Source organism: Streptomyces sp. NPDC052299 (genome assembly GCF_040679335.1).
GTDB lineage: Bacteria > Actinomycetota > Actinomycetes > Streptomycetales > Streptomycetaceae > Streptomyces.
The window spans coordinates 281703-299531 of the sequence record NZ_JBFAUP010000006.1; the positions used below are offsets into that span (position 1 = coordinate 281703).

19 protein-coding genes are annotated in these 17829 nt (G+C 72.0%); 10 read left to right on the forward strand and 9 right to left on the reverse strand.

Features of this window, described 5'->3' with window-relative positions; genetic code table 11:
* Positions 1–107 precede the first annotated feature (107 nt).
* Positions 108–482, forward strand: a complete 375-nt coding sequence (locus AB0L33_RS13125; RefSeq protein ID WP_143619738.1) for a F0F1 ATP synthase subunit epsilon — start codon at positions 108–110, stop codon at positions 480–482.
* A gap of 141 nt (positions 483–623) precedes the next feature.
* Positions 624–1070 carry a DUF2550 domain-containing protein gene (locus AB0L33_RS13130; RefSeq protein WP_020207372.1) on the forward strand — a complete coding sequence of 149 codons (447 nt, stop codon included), beginning with the start codon at positions 624–626 and terminating at the stop codon, positions 1068–1070.
* Here AB0L33_RS13130 and AB0L33_RS13135 read toward each other — a convergent pair.
* Positions 1067–2152 (reverse strand): alpha/beta hydrolase, encoded by a 1086-nt coding sequence (locus AB0L33_RS13135; protein ID WP_365680590.1) that lies wholly within the window; start codon positions 2150–2152, stop codon positions 1067–1069. The genes AB0L33_RS13130 and AB0L33_RS13135 overlap by 4 nt on opposite strands.
* Before the next feature lie 102 nt (positions 2153–2254).
* On the opposite strand from AB0L33_RS13135, the gene AB0L33_RS13140 reads away from it, so the two are divergent.
* Positions 2255–3001, forward strand: a complete 747-nt coding sequence (locus tag AB0L33_RS13140) for a TetR/AcrR family transcriptional regulator C-terminal domain-containing protein (RefSeq protein WP_365680592.1) — start codon at positions 2255–2257, stop codon at positions 2999–3001.
* Between the two features lie 85 nt (positions 3002–3086).
* On the opposite strand, the gene AB0L33_RS13145 is transcribed toward AB0L33_RS13140, so the two are convergent.
* The 3 genes from AB0L33_RS13145 to AB0L33_RS13155 all read right to left on the reverse strand — a co-directional run bounded on the left by AB0L33_RS13145 (position 3087) and on the right by AB0L33_RS13155 (position 6984).
* Entirely contained in the window at positions 3087–4970 is a 1884-nt protein-coding gene (locus AB0L33_RS13145; RefSeq protein WP_365680594.1) for a glycoside hydrolase family 18 chitinase, read from the reverse strand.
* 179 nt (positions 4971–5149) lie between these two features.
* Positions 5150–5800, reverse strand: coding sequence for a response regulator transcription factor (locus AB0L33_RS13150; protein WP_365680596.1), 651 nt, complete (start codon positions 5798–5800; stop codon positions 5150–5152).
* Positions 5797–6984: a histidine kinase gene (locus tag AB0L33_RS13155; RefSeq protein ID WP_365680598.1), complete on the reverse strand. Its 1188-nt coding sequence runs from the start codon at positions 6982–6984 to the stop codon at positions 5797–5799. Before AB0L33_RS13155 ends, AB0L33_RS13150 begins: the two co-directional genes overlap by 4 nt.
* A 93-nt stretch (positions 6985–7077) precedes the next feature.
* Between AB0L33_RS13155 and AB0L33_RS13160 the strand changes: the two genes are divergently transcribed.
* Positions 7078–7632: a hypothetical protein gene (locus tag AB0L33_RS13160; RefSeq protein WP_365680600.1), complete on the forward strand. Its 555-nt coding sequence runs from the start codon at positions 7078–7080 to the stop codon at positions 7630–7632.
* 10 nt (positions 7633–7642) lie between these two features.
* Here the strand turns inward: AB0L33_RS13160 and AB0L33_RS13165 are convergent, their stop codons facing one another.
* From AB0L33_RS13165 to AB0L33_RS13175, 3 genes are read right to left on the reverse strand one after another with little or no spacing between them, the layout of a single operon-like run.
* Positions 7643–8215 (reverse strand): cob(I)yrinic acid a,c-diamide adenosyltransferase, encoded by a 573-nt coding sequence (locus AB0L33_RS13165; protein ID WP_365680602.1) that lies wholly within the window; start codon positions 8213–8215, stop codon positions 7643–7645.
* 13 nt (positions 8216–8228) lie between these two features.
* Positions 8229–8978, reverse strand: a complete 750-nt coding sequence (locus tag AB0L33_RS13170; RefSeq protein ID WP_365680604.1) for an ABC transporter permease — start codon at positions 8976–8978, stop codon at positions 8229–8231.
* 16 nt (positions 8979–8994) lie between these two features.
* Positions 8995–9774: an ATP-binding cassette domain-containing protein gene (locus AB0L33_RS13175; protein ID WP_365680606.1), complete on the reverse strand. Its 780-nt coding sequence runs from the start codon at positions 9772–9774 to the stop codon at positions 8995–8997.
* Between the two features lie 80 nt (positions 9775–9854).
* Here AB0L33_RS13175 and AB0L33_RS13180 point away from each other — a divergent pair, with 80 nt between their 5' ends.
* The 4 genes from AB0L33_RS13180 to AB0L33_RS13195 all read left to right on the forward strand — a co-directional run bounded on the left by AB0L33_RS13180 (position 9855) and on the right by AB0L33_RS13195 (position 14756).
* A complete protein-coding gene (locus AB0L33_RS13180) occupies positions 9855–10496 on the forward strand; it encodes a TetR/AcrR family transcriptional regulator (protein WP_365680608.1) in 642 nt (213 codons plus the stop codon).
* A gap of 132 nt (positions 10497–10628) precedes the next feature.
* On the forward strand, positions 10629–11477 hold the full coding sequence (locus tag AB0L33_RS13185) for a 3-hydroxyacyl-CoA dehydrogenase family protein (RefSeq protein ID WP_365680610.1): 849 nt from the start codon (positions 10629–10631) through the stop codon (positions 11475–11477).
* 237 nt (positions 11478–11714) lie between these two features.
* Positions 11715–12038: an STAS domain-containing protein gene (locus tag AB0L33_RS13190; protein ID WP_003966237.1), complete on the forward strand. Its 324-nt coding sequence runs from the start codon at positions 11715–11717 to the stop codon at positions 12036–12038.
* A gap of 246 nt (positions 12039–12284) precedes the next feature.
* Entirely contained in the window at positions 12285–14756 is a 2472-nt protein-coding gene (locus AB0L33_RS13195) for an ATP-binding protein (protein WP_365680613.1), read from the forward strand.
* A gap of 66 nt (positions 14757–14822) precedes the next feature.
* Here the strand turns inward: AB0L33_RS13195 and nucS are convergent, their stop codons facing one another.
* On the reverse strand, positions 14823–15494 hold the full coding sequence (nucS, locus tag AB0L33_RS13200; protein ID WP_018550058.1) for an endonuclease NucS: 672 nt from the start codon (positions 15492–15494) through the stop codon (positions 14823–14825).
* A gap of 266 nt (positions 15495–15760) precedes the next feature.
* On the opposite strand from nucS, the gene AB0L33_RS13205 reads away from it, so the two are divergent.
* Positions 15761–16153 (forward strand): SCO5389 family protein, encoded by a 393-nt coding sequence (locus AB0L33_RS13205; protein WP_018102614.1) that lies wholly within the window; start codon positions 15761–15763, stop codon positions 16151–16153.
* Positions 16154–16252: 99 nt separating this feature from the next.
* Here AB0L33_RS13205 and AB0L33_RS13210 read toward each other — a convergent pair whose 3' ends face one another.
* Entirely contained in the window at positions 16253–17293 is a 1041-nt protein-coding gene (locus AB0L33_RS13210; RefSeq protein WP_365680615.1) for an LLM class flavin-dependent oxidoreductase, read from the reverse strand.
* Positions 17294–17489: 196 nt separating this feature from the next.
* Between AB0L33_RS13210 and AB0L33_RS13215 the strand changes: the two genes are divergently transcribed.
* Positions 17490–17819, forward strand: a complete 330-nt coding sequence (locus AB0L33_RS13215; protein WP_365680617.1) for an ATP/GTP-binding protein — start codon at positions 17490–17492, stop codon at positions 17817–17819.
* Positions 17820–17829: the final 10 nt, after the last annotated feature.

Here is a 17829-nt window from a genome sequence, read left to right on the forward strand (position 1 = left end):
CTCCGGCTCACCGAGGGGGGCGGGTGCGTCCCGTCCCCCTCACCACGCCCCGTAGAATTGACCCAACACCCGGCACGACCGCCGGGTGGTGACCCGAGGAGCCACCCTTGGCTGCTGAGCTGCACGTCGAGCTGGTCGCCGCGGACCGCAGTGTCTGGTCCGGCGAGGCCACCCTGGTCGTCGCGCGCACCACGTCCGGCGACATCGGCGTCATGCCCGGTCACCAGCCGCTTCTGGGTGTGCTGGAATCGGGCCCGGTGACGATCCGTACGAGCGAGGGCGCGACCGTCGTCGCCGCCGTGCACGGCGGTTTCATCTCGTTCGCCGACGACAAGCTCTCGCTTCTCGCGGAGATCGCGGAGCTTGCCGACGAGATCGACGTCGAGCGCGCGGAGCGTGCGCTCGAGCGTGCGAAGTCGGACACGGACGCCGCTTCCGAGCGGCGCGCCGAAGTGCGACTGCGTGCGGTGGCGGCACACTAGCCACCTCACGACATGGTTTTACCCTCAGCCGCGGCCCGTGCCGGAGACCCCTCCGGACCGTGTCGCGGCTGAGGCGATGCAGATGCAGGTGACGTACGGACGGTTTTCCGTTTACTCGATGATGCGAGGAGGTCGGTGGAGATGTACCTCGCGCTGTGGGTGGGCGGACTGGTCGTCGCACTGGTCGCGCTGGGACTCTTCGTCTTCGGTCTGCGCCGGCGGCTGATCCAGCGCTCCGGCGGGACCTTCGACTGCAGTCTCCGGTGGAACGTACCCGAGGAGCCCGACCTGTCCGGCAAGGGCTGGGTGTACGGCGTCGCCCGGTACAGCGGCGACAAGGTGAACTGGTTCCGGGTCTTCAGCTACTCGCCGCGTCCGCGCCGGGTCCTGGAACGCTCCGCGATCGAGGTCGTGGCCCGCCGGATGCCGGAGGGCGAGGAGGAGCTGGCGCTGCTCTCCGACGCCATCGTGCTCGGCTGTCTCCACCGGGAGACCCGCCTGGAGCTGGCGATGAGCGAGGACGCGCTGACCGGTTTCCTGGCCTGGCTGGAGGCGGCCCCGCCCGGCCAGCGGGTGAACGTCGCCTAGCGCCTTACGTCCGATGCCCCCGCGACCGCCGGGCGGACTCGGGTCAGCATCAGCTCCAGGAAGCGGTCCGGGTGCCGGAACGACGCGAAGTGGCTCGCCTCCTCGATGAGCGCGAAGTCCTTGGCCGGTGCCGTGACGGCCTCGTAGAACGCGCGCGCCGGGCCCGGCGGCGTCAGGACGTCCTGCGCCCCCTGGAAGACGAAGAACGGCAGGGCGAAGTCGGTGCCCTCGGCCCCCTCGTCGATCGTCACGGCCTCCGGCGCGACCCGTTCCGAGAAGGTCATCGCGCCCATGTACGCGCGCAGCCCGCGCAGCGTGTGCAGCGGTGAGAACCACAGCGAGCGGACCACCACGGTCTTCATGGTGTCGTAGGTCAGCGGATCGGACGTGGTGACGGTCTTGGCGTGGGCCGCCCACTGCTTCGGGGTCCAGGCGGTCGGGTCGGGGCCCATGGCGAGGGCGGCGGCCAGTTCCTTGCGCTTCCCGGCCGCCCGCAGCCGTGCCAGCAGGGCGTCGAAGGCGCTGTGGTCGCGGCCGCCCCCGTTGATGTTCTGGTCGGTGCCCACGTACGCGGAGTACCGCTCGGGATGGCGGCGGGCCAGCCGCAGTCCGATGACCGTGCCGAACGAGTTGGCCACCAGCAGGACCTTGTCGACGCCCATCCGGGACCGGATGTGGTCGGTGACCTCCAGGGCGTCCTCGTACAGCCGGTCCAGGGTGCATTCCCCCTGGCCGTCGGGGCCGTGGGCGGCGAAGGTGCGGCCCGCGCCGCGCATGTCCCAGCGGACGACGGTGAAGTGCTTCTCCCAGCCCCGGGTGCGCGGCAGGAAGATGTGGTTGGAGGCGCCGGGTCCGCCGTGGATCTCCAGGACGACCGGGTTGGCGCGGTCGTCGCCCCGTACGGAGATCCACTGGTCGATGCCGCCGATCCGGACGAAGCCGGACTCCTCGATCCCGCCCGGGGCGGTGATGCGCAGGGCCCTGGCGGCGGCGGTGCGTCTGATCTGGCGGTAGCCCAGCATCCCGGCGACGGGGCCTGCCACCAGGGTGGCGGCGGATGCGGTGATGAGCGTGGTCAGCACGGCCGACTCCTTAAACTGTTTATGGCATAAGCAGAAGCGTTTAAGGTATATACAGTTGTTCAGGGGGGTGTCAACCATCCGACCGAGACCAGGGAGAACGCGATGGCCGGGGCAGCCGGGAGAGGCAAGCGGGCGGAGCCCAGGGACATGCGGGCGGGCGTCGAACTGCTCTGGGGCGAGCGGGACCGGCCCGCCCGGGGCCCCAAGCCCTCGCTGACCCCGCGGCGGATCGCCGACGAGGCGGTCGCGGTCGCCGACGCGGAGGGCCTGGACGCGGTGTCGATGGGCCGGGTCGCGGCCGGACTCGGGGTCTCCGGGATGGCGCTCTACCGCTATGTGCCCGGCAAGACGGAGCTGGTCGAGCTCATGGTGGAGGTGGTGCTCGCCGGCGTACCCGACCTCACGGACGCGGGCCCGGGGTGGCGGGAGCGGCTGGCGGCCTGGAGCCGCCGGTCCTGGCAGGTGTACGCGGACCACCCCTGGCTGCTCGCGGCCACCGCGATGCGCCGTCAGATCATGGGCCCCCACCAGCTGGGCTGGCTGGACGCGGCACACGCGGCGCTGGAGCCGACGGGGCTCGGCGCGGCGGACCGGCAGCGGGTCGTCCTGCTCCTGATCGGCCAGGTGCGCAGCCTGGCCCAGCAGAGGGCGGACTTCGACGCGGAGCACGCCCGGGAGTGGGGCCGGCTGACCGGTGAGCTCCTGGAACGGCACGCCGACCGGTTCCCCGCGCTCACCCGGGCCATCGCCGCCGGGGCGTTCGAGTCGAACGGCGCCGAGTCGCTGGACTTCGGCCTGGACCGCATCCTCGACGGTGTCCAGGCGCTGATCGCCGAGGCGTCACCGTAAGGGGCGGCGCGGGCACGCGAAAACCGGGGAGACAGGGGGCGGACCTGTCTCCCCGGCGTTTTTCGGGGGTTGAGCCTCTAGGGGGTTACTTGAGGCCGGTGTTCATCGCGCTCACGAGTTCACCGTTGCTGGTGTCCCCGCTGAACTCCCAGAAGAACGCGCCTCCCAGGCCCTGCGTCTTCGCCCAGGCCATCTTGGACTTGATGGTGGCCGGGGTGTCGTAGCTCCACCAGTTGGTGCCGCAGTGGGCGTACGCGGTGCCGGCGATCGTGCCGGTGGTCGGGCAGGTGTTCTTGAGGACCTTGTAGTCCTCGATGCCCGCCTCGTACGTGCCCGGGGCGGCGCCGGTGGCGGTGCCGCCGGGCGCGTCCTGGGTGACGCCGGTCCAGCCGCGGCCGTAGAAGCCGATGCCGAGCAGCAGCTTGGACGCGGGGACGCCCTGGGCCTTCAGCTTGGCGATGGCGTCGGCGGAGTTGAAGCCGGCGATCGGGATGCCGTCGTACGAGTTCAGCGGGGAGTGCGGAGCCGTCGGGCCCTTCGCGTCCCAGGCGCCGAAGAAGTCGTACGTCATCACGTTGTACCAGTTGAGCGACTGCGCGGCGCCGGCGTAGTCCGCCAGGTCGATCTTGCCGCCCTGGGAGCCGTCGGCCGTGATGGCGGCGGTGACCAGGTAGTCCTTGCCGAACTTGGTGCGCAGCGCCGAGGTGAGCTTCTTCAGGGCGTCCGGGCCGCTGGTGTCACAGGTCAGGCCGCAGGCGTTGGGGTACTCCCAGTCGATGTCGATGCCGTCGAAGACATCGGCCCAGCGCGGGTCCTCGACCAGGCTGTAGCAGGAGTCGGCGAACGCGGCCGGGTTCTGCGCCGCCTGGCCGAAGCCGCCGGACCAGGTCCAGCCGCCGAAGGACCACAGCACCTTGATGTGGGGGTACTTCGCCTTCAGCTTGCGCAGCTGGTTGAAGCTGCCGCGCAGCGGCTGGTCCCAGGTGTCGGCGACGCCGTCGACGGACTGGTCGGCGGTGTACGCCTTGTCGTAGTCGGCGTAGGAGTCGCCGATGGTGCACTTGCCGCCCTGGACGTTGCCGAAGGCGTAGTTGATGTGCGTGATCTTCGAGGCCGAACCGGACGTGTCCAGGTTCTTGACGTGGTAGTTGCGCCCGTAGACGCCCCACTCGGCGAAGTAGCCGAGGTTGACCTTGTCGCCGGTCTCGTTGCCGCCGTCGTCACCGCCGCCGGTGGTGTGGACCTTGACCGCGCCGCTGACCGGGCCGGTCTGGCCGGCGGTGTCCCGCGCCTGCACGCTGTACGAGTAGTCCGTGCCCGCGGTGAGGCCGGTGTTGGTGTACGTGGTGCCGGTGACCGTGGCGACGACCGCGCCGTCCCGCAGGACGTCGTAGTTCTTGATGCCCTTGTCGTCGGTGGCCGCGGTCCAGCTGAGCTTCACCGAGGTGTCGGTGATGCCGCTCGCGGTGGGGGTGCCCGGCGCCGAGGGGGCGTTGTCGCCGGGAACGGTGGGACCGCCGTCGCAGGAGGCGCCGTTCAGCGTGCAGTTGGTGGCCGAGCCGCCACCGGAGCCGGTGCCGTTGAAGCCGAAGGAGACGCTGGCACCGGGGGCGATGGTGCCGTTCCAGCCGACGTTCTTGGCGGTCCAGTGGTCGCCCGTGTGGGTGACGGTGGCGTCCCAGGCGGAGCCGACGGCGGTGCCGCTGGGGAAGTCCCACTCGATGGTCCAGGAGCTGAGGGACGTGGTGCCGGTGTTCTTCACCGTCCACTGGCCCTCGAAGCCGGAGCCCCAGTCGGACTTCTTGAGGTACGTGGCCGTGGCGGAGGTCGCCGCCTCGGCGGGGGAGGCCAGGCCGACCATCGCGGCGAGGGGAAGGAGCAGTGCGGAGAGGCCCGCGACGGCTCTGGTTCTGGTGGCTCGACCGGTCCCGAATCTGAATCGGGTCCGGCGGGGGGTCTCAGTGCTCAACGGTGCTCCTCGGGTGAGGTCCGGACATACGGGGTGGTCCGTGAACTGCTGCCCTGCGCCGCCCAGAGCCCGCTTTTGTCATGGCAGGCTCACCGCAGTGTGTTCGGTGAGATTAAGAAGGTCTGGACCAATCGTCAAGAGGTCCAGACCAAAGATCGTGGCCGTCCGCTGAATAAACCTCAGACGCCCAACTCCTGGGCCAGCACCGCCGCCTGGACCCGGCTGCGCAGTTCCAGCTTGCCCAGCAACCGGCTGACGTGCGTCTTCGCCGTCGCCTCCGCCATGGAGAGCCGCTCCGCGATCTCCGCGTTCGACAACCCCTCGCCGAGGCACCCCAGCACCTCGCGCTCCCGCCGGGTCAGCGCCTCCAGCACCGACGCGTCCGGCGCCTGTGCCGCCCGCCCGGGGCCGGTCCCCGCGAACTCCGCGATCAGCCGCCGCGTCACGGCCGGGGCGATCAGCCCCTCGCCGCGGGCCACCGTGCGCACCGCGTCGAGCAGCCCGGCCGCCTCGGTGTCCTTCAGCAGGAAGCCCGAGGCCCCCGCCCGCAGCGCCCCGAACACGTAGGCGTCCAGGTCGAACGTCGTCAGCACCAGCACGTCCGCCAGCCCTTCGCCGGTCACCTGCCGGGTCGCCGACACCCCGTCCAGGCGCGGCATCTGCACGTCCATCAGCACCAGGTCCGGCCGCAGCTCACGGGCCAGCCGCACCGCCTCCTCGCCGTCCCCGGCCTCCCCGACGACCTCGATGTCCGGCGCGCTGCCCAGGATGAGCACCAGCCCCGCCCGTACCGCCGTCTGGTCCTCCGCGACCACCACCCGGACCGTCATGACCCCGTTTCCCCTTCGTCCGCGGGCAGTTCCGCCCGCACCCGCCACGTGCCGTCCACCGGGCCCGCCTCGAACTCCCCGCCGAGCAGCGCCACCCGCTCCCGCATTCCCACCAGACCCGCTCCCGACCCCGGCGCGCGCGGCCCGGCCCGCTCCCCGAGCACGCTGCTCACCTCCACCGTCAGCCGCCGCCCCGCCCGTCCCAGCCGCACCGTGACCGGGCCCGGCGCCGCGTGCTTGAGCGCGTTGGTCAGGGACTCCTGCACGATCCTGTACGCGGCCAGCCCGACCGGCGCCGGGAGGCGCGCCCCGCCGTCCCCGGCGTCCTCCAGCACGAAGCGGAGCCCGGCGTCCGCGGCGGCGGCGCGGTGCTGCTCGACCAGCGCGTCCAGTGAAGCCAGGGACGGCGAGCTGCTGGGCTCGGCGTCGGCGGCTCCGGTGCGCAGCAGCCCGATCAGGCGGCGCATTTCGGCCAGACCCTCGACGCTGTTCTCGCGGATGACCCCGAGGGCGTCGCGCGAGGTCTCCGGGTCGCCGAGGGAGAGCGCGGCGGTGGAGTGGATGGCGATGGCGGACAGGTGGTTGGCGACCAGGTCGTGCAGCTCGCGCGCCATCCGGGCCCGCTCGGCGGTCACCGCCTGGGCGCGGTCCATCTCGGCGAGCAGGGCGGTCTGGTCGGCGCGCAGCCGGGCCGCGGCGGCGGCGTCCCGGTGGTTGCGCACGCTGACCCCGGTCAGGGCGGGCACGAAGACGACGAGGGCGGTCACGATGCCGACGAGCAGGGCCTCGGGGCTGCGCGTCCAGGCGAGCGAGCCGACGGTGACGACGAGGGAGATCAGGAAGGTGATCACCGGGATGCGGCGGGCGGCCGCCGGGGTCCCGTACAGCACCGCCGCGTACATGACGTCGGTGTACATCGCCACGGTGGCCAGGCTGCCGTGGGTGCACTGGTCCGCGACGAGCGCGACGGAGCCGATGGTCAGGGCGGTGCGGGGCGAGGTCCTGCGCAGCAGTTCCGCCGCCGACATCACGACGAGCGGGACGAGCGGCAGGCGGGCGTCCCCGAGGACGTCACCGGTCCGCATGGGGAGGCCGAGCAGCCACAGCATCAGTCCGCCGAGCAGCCCGAGGGCCGCGATGAGCACGTCGTCGCGGTGCGGGCGGGGCAGGGACAGGGTCGGCACTACATCGAAGTATGCAGCCGGCTCTCGTCACCTGGGCCGATGATCCGGGCCCGCGCGGCGGCCAGGCTGGAAGGGAGAGAAAGGGAGCGGACCGTGATCGTCACACTGATCGTCGCCTGCGAGATCGCCTTCTGGGTGCTGCTGGCCGCCGGGCTCGCGCTGCGTTACGGGGCGCGCAAGCCGCGCCTGGGCGCGGCCGTGCTGCTGTGCGAGCCGGTGCTGGAGCTCGTCCTGCTCGCGGTGACCGCCGTGGACCTGAAGAACGGCGCCGAGCCGGACTGGAAGCACGGGCTCGCCGCGGTGTACATCGGCTTCACGGTCGGCCTCGGGCACTCCACCATCAAGTGGGCCGACGCCCGCGTCGCCCACCGGTTCGCCGGTGGCCCGCCGCCGGTGAAGCCGCCGAAGTACGGGAAGGCGCGGGCGGTCCACGAGTGGCGGACCGCCGCCCGCTGGACCGTGGCCGCCGCCACCGCGCTGGCCCTGCTCCAGGCGGCCGTCTGGTACGTCGGCGGTGACGGGGACGTGAGCTCGCTGCGGTCCTGGCAGCGGACGATGCTGCTGGTCATCGGGATCAACCTGGTCATCGCGGCGAGCTACACGCTGTTCCCGAAGCAGGAGCCCAGCAAGGACCCGGCCGGGCGGTGAGCCGTGCCGCTCAGCGCTCGCCGCCCGGCACCCACAGCACGTCGCCGACCTCCTTGTTCGCCACCCGGGCCAGGATGAACAGCAGGTCCGAGAGGCGGTTGAGGTAGGTCGCGGTCAGCGCATTCATCACCTCGCCGTGCACCTCCATCGCCGCCCAGGTGGACCGCTCGGCGCGCCGGACCACGGTGCACGCCTGGTGGAGCAGCGCGGCGCCCGGCGTGCCGCCGGGGAGGATGAAGCTGCGGAGCTTCTCCACCTGTTCCAGGTAGTGGTCGCAGTCGGCCTCCAGCTTGTCGACGTACGACTGCTCCACCCGCAGCGGCGGGTACTTCGGGTCCTGGACCACCGGCGTGGACAGGTCCGCGCCCACGTCGAACAGGTCGTTCTGCACGCGGACCAAGACCTTCACGACGTCCTCGTCCAGCTGCCCGAGAGCGATGGCGGTGCCGATGACCGCGTTGGCCTCGTTGGCGTCGGCGTACGCGGAGATCCGCAGATCGGTCTTGGCGGTGCGGCTCATGTCGCCGAGTGCGGTGGTGCCGGTGTCGCCGGTGCGGGTGTAGATGCGCGTCAGATTGACCATGCGGCCAGAGTAGTTACGCCCCGGCCTTCCGGAAGACACGTGTGCCCACCGTCACGGCCAGCGCGGCGAAGCCGAGGGCGACCAGGACCCCGTACAGCATGTGCCCGGTGGCGTACGAGCCCGCGTACGCGTCCCGCACCGCGTCCACCAGGTAGCGGAACGGCGTGAAGTGCGAGAGGACGTCGAGCCACTTCGGGCCGAGGGTCATCGGCAGCATCAGGCCGGACAGCAGCATGGCCGGCATCGTGAGCGCGTTGATGACGGGCCCGAACTCCTGCGGCGTCGAGACCCGCATCGCGAGCGCGTACGAGAGCGAGGCCAGCGAGACCGTCAGCAGGCCGACGAAGACGAAACCGGTCAGCACCCCGGCCAGCGGCGCGCGCAGCCCCATCAGTACGGCGACGAGCACCAGCAGCACCGCCTGGAACACGAAGAGCAGCGCGTCCCGCAGCACCCGGCCCAGCAGCAGCGCCGCCCGGCTCAGCGGGGTCACCCGCATCCGCTCGACCACACCGGTCGACTTGTCGATGATGAGGCCGAACCCGGCGAACGAGGCGCCGAACAGGCCGAGCTGGAGCAGCAGTCCGGGCACCAGGATCTGCCAGGAGTCGGTGTCCCCGCCGAGCGGCAGTCCGGTGAGCAGGGGGCCGAAGAAGAGCAGGTAGAGCAGGGGCATCAGGATGCCGAAGAGGATCTGGAACCTGGAGCGCAGGGTCTGGCGGGCGTAACGCCCGAAGACCAGCGCGGTGTCGTGCAGCAGCATGGCGTTCCTGAGGGGGTCAGACCGCGAGGGGAGCGGTGTCGGCGGCGGGGCGGCGTCCGGTGAGGGCCAGGAAGGCGTCCTGGAGCGTGGCGTCGGGCGAGCCCGCGTAACGGGTCTTCAGCGCGGCCGGGGTCCCCTCCGCCGCCACCAGGCCGCCGTCGATGACGACGAGCCGGTCGGCGAGCGCGTCCGCCTCGTCCAGGTAGTGCGTGGTGAGCACGACGGTGGTGTCGTGCGCGTCGCGCAGCCGGCGCACCAGGTCCCAGAGGTCGGCGCGGCTGCCCGGGTCGAGCCCGGTGGTCGGCTCGTCCAGGAAGAGCACGGCGGGACGGTGGGTGAGCCCCATCGCGATGTCCAGGCGGCGGCGCTGGCCGCCGGAGAGGGTCGCGGTCCGCCGGTCGAGCAGCTCCGACAGGCCGAGTTCCCGGGCGAGTTCGGCGGCCCGGGCGATCGCCGCCGCCTTGCCGAGCCGGTACATCCGGCCCTGGGTGACCAGCTCCTCCCGCACGCTGGTGTGGGGGTCGACACCGCCCGACTGGGCGACGTACCCGCACTGCGCGCGTACGCCCGCCGGGTCGGCGACCAGGTCGCGACCGGCGACGGTGGCCGCGCCGCCGGTGGGGGAGAGCAGCGTGGTGAGCATGCGCAGGGTGGTCGTCTTGCCCGCGCCGTTGGGGCCGAGCAGGCCGACGATCTCGCCGGCCGCGACGGTGAGGTCGAGGCGGCGGACGGCCTCGACGGGGCCGGACTTGCCCATGAAGGTCCGGGCGAGCCCGGACGTGCTGATGACGGTCATGGCCTCCACGAAAACAGAGTCACTGAAAAAATGCAATGACTCCAAATTTGCTCGAACCCCAGACGATCTACGATGGACCCATGGCTGAGGGACTCAGGGAGCGCAAGAAGCGGCAGACCAGGCAGCACCTCTCGGACGTGGCCACCGGCCTCTTCCTGGAACGGGGCTTCGACGCGGTGACGATCGCCGAGATCGCCCACGCCGCCGACGTCTCGGTCAACACCGTGTACAACTACTTCCCCGCCAAGGAGGACCTGTTCCTGGACCGGAGCGCGGGCGTCGTGGAGCGCCTCTCGCGGTACGTCAGGGGCCGCGACAAGGGCGAATCCGCGGCCGACGCCGTGCTGCGGGAGCTGCGCGTCCAGGTCGAGGGCGTGTCGCCCACCGTCGGCCTGATGGACGGGTACGCCCGCTTCATGCGGGTCATCGAGGAGGCCGACAGCCTCAAGGCCCGCCTCTGGCACATCCAGCAGGAGGCCGCGCAGCACCTGGAGGCCACCCTCGTGGAGGTGAGCGGCGCCGGGGCGGGGGACCGGACGCCCGTCCTGGTGGCCGGTCAGCTCTCCTGGGTCCACGGCACGCTCATGGGGTACATCGGGCAGGAGATGGTGGCCGGCGGCAAGCCCGCCGAGGTGTCCAGGCGCGCGCTCGTCCTGCTGGACGACATCGAGGACCTGCTGGGCGAAAAGGTGCTCAACTACGCCCGGCGCGCCGCCGAATGACGCCCCCTGGTGTGATGTCCGTCATTTGAGACGTGACGCGCATCTCTTCGCGGCCCCAGCGCCCGCCCCGGGTACTAACCTCCGCCGGAGGGCATGGACCAGAACCAGCGACACATACAGAGGGGTGCCAACGTGGCCAGGAAGCTCGCCGTCATCGGAGCCGGACTCATGGGGTCCGGCATCGCGCAGGTCTCCGCCCAGGCCGGCTGGGACGTCGTGCTGCGCGACGTCACCGACGAGGCCCTGACCCGCGGCCGCGACGGCATCAAGGGCTCCTTCGACAAGTTCGTCGCCAAGGGCAAGCTGGACGCGGCCGACGCCGAGGCCGCGCTGGGCCGGATCACCACGACCACCGACCTGGACGCCGTCGCCGACGCGGACATCGTGGTCGAGGCCGTCTTCGAGAAGCTGGAGGTGAAGCACGAGATCTTCCGGTCGCTCGACAAGATCGTCCGGGACGACGCCGTGCTCGCCTCCAACACCTCCGCCATCCCGATCACCAAGATCGCGGCCGTGACGGAGCGCCCGGAGCGCGTCGTCGGCGTGCACTTCTTCTCGCCGGTCCCGATGATGCAGCTCTGCGAGCTCGTACGCGGCTACAAGACCAGCGACGAAACCCTGGCCGCCGCGCGGGAGTTCGCCGAGTCCGTCGGCAAGACCTGCATCGTCGTCAACCGCGACGTGGCCGGCTTCGTCACCACCCGGCTGATCTCGGCGCTCGTGGTCGAGGCCGCCAAGCTGTACGAGTCGGGCGTCGCCACGGCCGAGGACATCGATGTCGCGTGCAAGCTCGGTTTCGGCCACGCGATGGGGCCGCTCGCGACCGCGGACCTCACCGGCGTCGACATCCTGCTGCACGCCACGAGCAACATCTACACCGAGTCGCAGGACGAGAAGTTCGCCGCCCCTGAGCTGATGCGCCGGATGGTCGATGCAGGTGACATCGGGCGCAAGAGCGGGCAGGGCTTCTACACCTACTGATCATTTTCGGTCCGGTCCGGCTGATCCGCTGTCAGCCGCACCGGGTGCCGTTCGGGGAACGCCGTCCGGATCCACCGGGTCCACCAGCGTTCGCGACCCTTCCACATCACTCCTCGGAGTGAATTCGGTATCGGTTCGCTTACAGACGGCAACTACCCTGTCGCTGCCGCAGTCAGTTGGGGCAGAGACAGTTTCGGACAGACGGACCGGGCCACGGAGCATTCCAGGGGAGCGCATATGCACATCAGGGGCGACCACGCCGAGCTGGTCGTCGGGGGCCGCCTCGACGTCCGAAGCGCGGCGGACGCCCGTACGGTCCTGCACTCGGCCGTGGACGACGGCGTCGGCGATCTGGTGCTCGACCTGACCGAGCTGGATTCGTGGGACGCCACCGGTCTCGGCGTCATCATGGGCGCACACCGCAGGGCCGGGCGCGCCGGACGGCGTCTCGTGCTGCGCGGAGTGCCTCCGCAGATGCAGCGCCTCCTGGTGGCCACGCGGCTGCACCGCATCCTCGCCATCGAGGGCGGGATCGCGGCGGAGTCCCTGCCCCGCGTCTGAGGGCCGTACGGGAACACCCCGTGCCCCCTCGGTGACCGTACGGCGAGAGGGCACACAATCCTCACGAGACCGTGATCTCGGGGCGGCGCGCCACCCCGGATGGTCGTGGATACTGTGCGAAGGTTTAGGGTTCGGCCGTCTGCCGATAGACGGACCCGACCCGGCGGACACCGGACCGTGGGCGGCATCTGGACGTGCGAGGCCGGGAGGGACAACCGCGCTCGACGCGTCTTGGGAGCTTTGGCGATGGACCCGATACACCGGGGGCCGGAAGAGTTCGGCCACGACAGCAAGGACTTCGCCGAGGAGGCCGGCCGACGCCGCCCCTCCCGCGATCCACTGACCCCGGATTTCGGTCAGCAAACGCCGCAGCAGGTCCGCATGGTCACCCTCGTCACCGGCGACCTGAAGCTCACCGTCAACCCCGTCGACGGCAGCGAGGTCGAGCCGTGCCCGCCCGGTGAGCGGCCCTCGGCACCCGTCCGCCGCACCCCCGCCGAGCGCGCCGCCCGCGCCCGCGCCGCGACGCCCCCCGTCCCGCCCGGCCCGACCGCGCCCCGGCTCCCGCTGCTGCGGCGCGACGAGGAACGCGAACGGCTGACCCGCCTCCTCGCCCGCGGCCGCTCCGTCCGGCTCACCGGACCGGCCGGTTCCGGCCGTACCGCCCTGCTCGACGCCGTCGCCGCCGACTGCGCGGACTTCGCGCCCGACGGGGTCGTCCGCCTCAGCGGCCACAAGCGCACCGCCACCGATCTGCTCCACGCGCTCTTCGACGCCGTGTACGACGCCCCCCTGCACCGGCCGGACCGTGCGCTCCTGCTGGAGACGCTGCGCACCACCGGGGCCGTCGTCGTCCTGGACGACCTGGAGTTCGGCGGCGCAGCCCTGGACGAACTCCTCGACGCGACCCCCGAGTGCGCCTTCCTCCTCGCCGCCACGCCCGAGGTCGCCGCGCCCGGCGCCGACTCCGCACTCGAAGAGGTCTTCCTCACCGGCCTCGACCGCGCCACCTCCCTCGACCTGCTGCGCAAGGTGGTCGAACGGCAGCTCACCGAGGAGGAGGCCAACTGGGCCGGAGACCTCTGGTTCGAGTCCGAGGGTCTGCCCCTGCGCTTCGTCCAGGCCGGTGCGCTGCTGCGCCAGCGCGACCAGCTGCGCACCGACGCCTCCGCGTACGACGAGTACGGCTATCTGGAGAACCGGCCCGCCGACGCGCCGCCCGCGCCCGAGGCGGGCGGGGAGTCCGATGTGCCGCTGCCCAGCCTCGGCGAGGGCGCGGCGCCCGCGAGCCTGCTCGCCTCCCGGCTGAGCGAAGCCGCCCGCGACACGCTGCGGTTCGCGGTGGCCCTCGGCGGCGAGGTGCCGCACCAGGCCCATCTGCCCGCCCTCGTCGGGGACACCCACGCCGACGCCGCCCTCGGCGAGCTGGCCGGCTGCGGGCTGCTCTCCCCGTCCGGCTCCCGCTACCGGCTGGCCGCCGGGGTCCTGGCCCAGCTGGCGGCGGCCGGTTACGAGGACGACGCCGCCGACCGCGCCCGCACCGCCGCCCAGCACTACGCCTGGTGGACCGGTCACCCCTCGGTCACCCCCGAACGGGCGGCCGCCGAGGCCGACGCGATCGTCGCCGCCATGAGCCGGCTGGTGCCGGGGGAAGCGGCCGGAGGGACGAGCGCCGCCGTGCTCCTCGCCCGCAGCGCGGCGCCCGCCTTCGCGGCCGGGCTGCTCTGGGGGGCCTGGGAGCGGGCGCTCCGGATCGGCCAGGAGGCCGGACGGCTCGCCGGGGAGGTCGCGGAAGAGGCGTACTTCCACCACGAGTTGGGCGTCCTCGCCCTCTGCACCGGTCACCCCGACCGGGCCAGGGCGGAGCTGGAGACCGCGATCAGCATGCGCGGGGCGCTCGCCGACAAGAGCGGCGCGGTGGCCGGGCGGCGGGCGCTCGCCCTGGTCGAGGACCGGGCCGCGGGCCGGCCGGAGGGCGACGGGTCGTTCGAGGCGTCTCCGCCGCTGGGGGTGCCGGCCGTCGTGCCGGTCTCGATGACGAGTGCGTTCGCCGACACCGCCGTGGTGCCCCGGCAGGAGCCGATGACGGTGCCCGTGCCCGCGCCGGCCGCGGGCGGCGGAAAGGGTGCGGCGCGGGGCGGGCCGCTGGCCCTCATCGGCGGCGCCCGGCGCAATCTGGTCGCCGCCGGGGCGGGCGTGCTGCTGGCCGGGGTGCTCGGCACGGTGGTGACGCTCGGGCTGACGTCGAGCAGCGACCCGCAGGGCGGGGCCGGTACGTCGACCGAGCAGGAGCTGCCGGACGACGACAGCATCTACGACGACGGTGACGTGGAGACCGGGGAGCCGGCGGACGGGCCGTCCACCACCGCGGCCCCCTCGGGGTCCGCGTCCTCGTCGGCCTCGGTGACGCCGTCCGCCACGGGGACCGGGTCGGCGCCTGCGGTGTCGCCCTCGGCTTCGTCCTCGGCGCCGGGTACGCCGTCGTCCCCGGGTTCGCCGTCGTCGCCCCGGGCGACGGAGTCGTCCCACAAGCCGTCGACGTCCTCGTCGCCGACGCCCACGAAGTCGGCGTCCTCGCCCACGCCCACGGAGACCGCGACGGACTCGCCGAGCCCGGGGGAGACGGAGACGGACGAGCCGGATCCGGACGAGCCGGGAACCCCGGAGCAGGCGAGCGGCTCCTCCGACGCAGCCGGCGGCAGCCCTTCCGGGGAGTAACCCTGAGAGGGCGCCGACCCCCGGCCCGAAGGCATCACGCGAGCGAAGGGCCCACCGGGCCCCCGCTCAGAACAGGCGCAGCTTGTCGTCCTCGATGCCTCGCATCGCGTCGTAGTCCAGGACCACGCAGCCGATGCCGCGGTCCGTGGCGAGGACCCTCGCCTGCGGCTTGATCTCCTGGGCGGCGAAGATGCCCTTCACCGGGGCCAGGTGCGGGTCGCGGTTGAGGAGTTCGAGATAGCGGGTCAGCTGCTCGACGCCGTCGATGTCGCCGCGCCGCTTCAGTTCGACGGCCACCGTCTGCCCGTCCGCGTCGCGGCACAGGATGTCGACCGGGCCGATGGCCGTGAAGTACTCGCGGCGGATCAGCGTGTAGCCCTCGCCCAGTGTCTCGATGCGGTCCGCGAGCAGTTCCTGGAGGTGCGCCTCGACGCCGTCCTTGATCAGCCCCGGGTCGACGCCCAGCTCATGGCTCGAGTCGTGGAGGATTTCCTCCATCGTGATGATCAGTTTTTCGCCCGCCTTGTTCACCACGGTCCAGACGCCCTCGGTGTCGCCGCTGCCCTCCTTCAGGGTGCAGGGCGGCGACATCCAGTTGAGCGGTTTGTACGCCCTGTCGTCGGCGTGAATCGATACGCTCCCGTCCGCCTTCACCAGGATGAGGCGGGGAGCGGAGGGCAGGTGGGCCGTGAGCCGGCCGGCGTAGTCCACGGAGCAGCGGGCGATGACGAGACGCATGGTCGGCAACGCTACTCGACGTCGGGGGCCCGGCGCGATTCACCCATCCGTCACTCCCGTCCCTTCCGGAGTTGTCGCTTTCTGTCTTGCCCCTCTTTGAACCCCTTCGTTATTGGCCGGTTGTGTTCCCAATCTCCTGGTGCGGCCCGGACTGCGCCCTTACCGTGGAAGCGGGAGGTCGTCGTGCGTGCACGCTGCGTCGTCGTCGGCCTTCTTCCCTGCCCGTAAGGCTCCGGCAATCCGCCGGGGCCGCGAGAGGAGAACCCATGTCGCTCGACGTCTCACCGGCTCTGTTGGAACAGGCCGAGCGAGGCGAGGTCGACGAAGCCGACTTCGTCGACTGCGTCCGGACCTCCCTGCCCTACGCATGGGAGATGATCAGCTCGTTGGTGGCTCAGCTGAAGGTCGACGGCGGGGAGTTCGCCGACAACCAGACGCCGCCGCCCAACGAGCAGGCACGTGGTCAGCTGCTGCGCGCGCTCGCGAGTGATGCGATACGCGGAGCGCTGCAGCGGCACTTCGGGGTGCGTCTCGCATTCCAGAACTGCCACCGCGTCGCGGTGTTCCCGCTGGACGCCTCGGTCGACGACCGACTGGCCAAGTTCACCTCGGTGAGGGGCCAGTTGCTCAACCAGTCGCCCGAACTACGGGACTGCTGAACGCTTCCGTCGCCGTTCCGGGCCGCGGGAGGTGCAACTGGTCCGGGGCGGCGGCTCCGTAAGCACACCGCCGTACACCCTTCCGTCCGTGCGCGGGGGTCATTCGAGGAGTGGCCGTACCTCCGTGCCCAGCCGCGCTACGTTCTCCTCCGTGGCGACGAGATCTCCTGAACCCTCCACCAGGAGCGCGAAGCGGGTGATGCCCGTGCGCTCGGCGGTCACCGCGAGGCGCTCGGCCGCCAGCTCCGGCGTGCCCACCGGATGAAGGCCGCACAGCAGCTCCGCGTACCCGACGGGGTCCCGCATGACGCGGTGCCGGCCGTCGACGGTGACGTGCGCGCCGAGCCCCTGGCGCAGCCAGCCCGGCATCGCCTTCACCAGCGTCTCGACGGCGTCCTCGGTGCGGTCGGCGATCTGGGCCACCCCGGCCGAGACGTGCCCCGCCCCGCGCACCTTCTCCGGCGCATGGCCGGCCGCCAGCGCCCGGGACCGCCAGAGCGCCACCATCTCCGCCTTCTCCTCGTCCCCGCAGTGCATGCCGAGCAGCATCGGCAGACCCCGGTCGGCGGCGAGCTCCACGGTCTTCCGCGAGGTGCACGCGACGATCACCTCGGGCCCGGCCCCCTCCGCCCCGTCCGCGCCGATCAGCTCGTCGGCCCGGGGCACGACCGCGACCTCGCGGAAGGCGTACCGCTCGCCCCGGCCGGCCACGCGCGGCTCGCGCAGCCAGTCGAGCAGCAGCCCCAGGGACTCCGGGAACCCCTTCTCGTACGCCTCCAGGCCACCGCCGAACACCTCCAGGTCCACCCAGGGACCGCCCCGGCCGACCCCCAGGCTGAACCGGCCGCCGCTGGTGAGATGGAGCAGCGCGGCCTGCTCACCGAGCGCCACCGGATGCTGCGTGGGCAGCACGCTCACCGCCGTACCGACGCGGATGCGGCGGGTCCGGCCGAGCAGCTGCGCGGCCAGGGTGACGGCGGACGGGCAGACCCCGTACGGCACGAAGTGATGCTCGGCCAGCCAGACCGAGTCGAGCCCGGACTCCTCGGCGACCTCGGCGGACCGGATGGCGCGGTGCAGCGCCTCCCCCGGCCCCTGGCCCGGAAACTGGGCCGCCAGTACGAACGTTCCGACACGCATCGCCAATTGCCTCCTTGCGGCCGACGCGGCTCCCCTACTGGCATCAACGTCTGACACGTGCCAAAGGCACGGTCCGGCGCGGAGTTGTTGCGATTTTCCGGTAACCCGTCGCGCCGCGAAGCCGGAGATTCGGGTACCCCGCCCGAATGGCCCTACGCTGGACGGGTCCCGCCCCGCTCGTTCCGTGAGGTGAAACGTGTCCCCGCGCCGCAACCGCCCCCGAGGCGGCGAGAGCCGCAACGACAGTGCGAGCGATTCGGGCGACCGGTACGGCGGGGGAGGACGTACGGAGGAATGGCAGGGCGAGGAGTGGTCGGTGCGCCCGGTCAGCGGCGCGAGCGCGGCGGGCAAGCGCTACCGCTGCCCCGGCTGCGACCAGGAGATCCCGTCCGGTGTCCCGCACCTGGTGGCCTGGTCCGAATACGGCGGGGTGGACGACCGCAGGCACTGGCACAAAGCCTGCTGGAACGCGAAGGACCGCCGCACCACGAAGGTGCAGCGGTCCCGGAACGCGCCTCGCTACTGAGGTGGCGCGG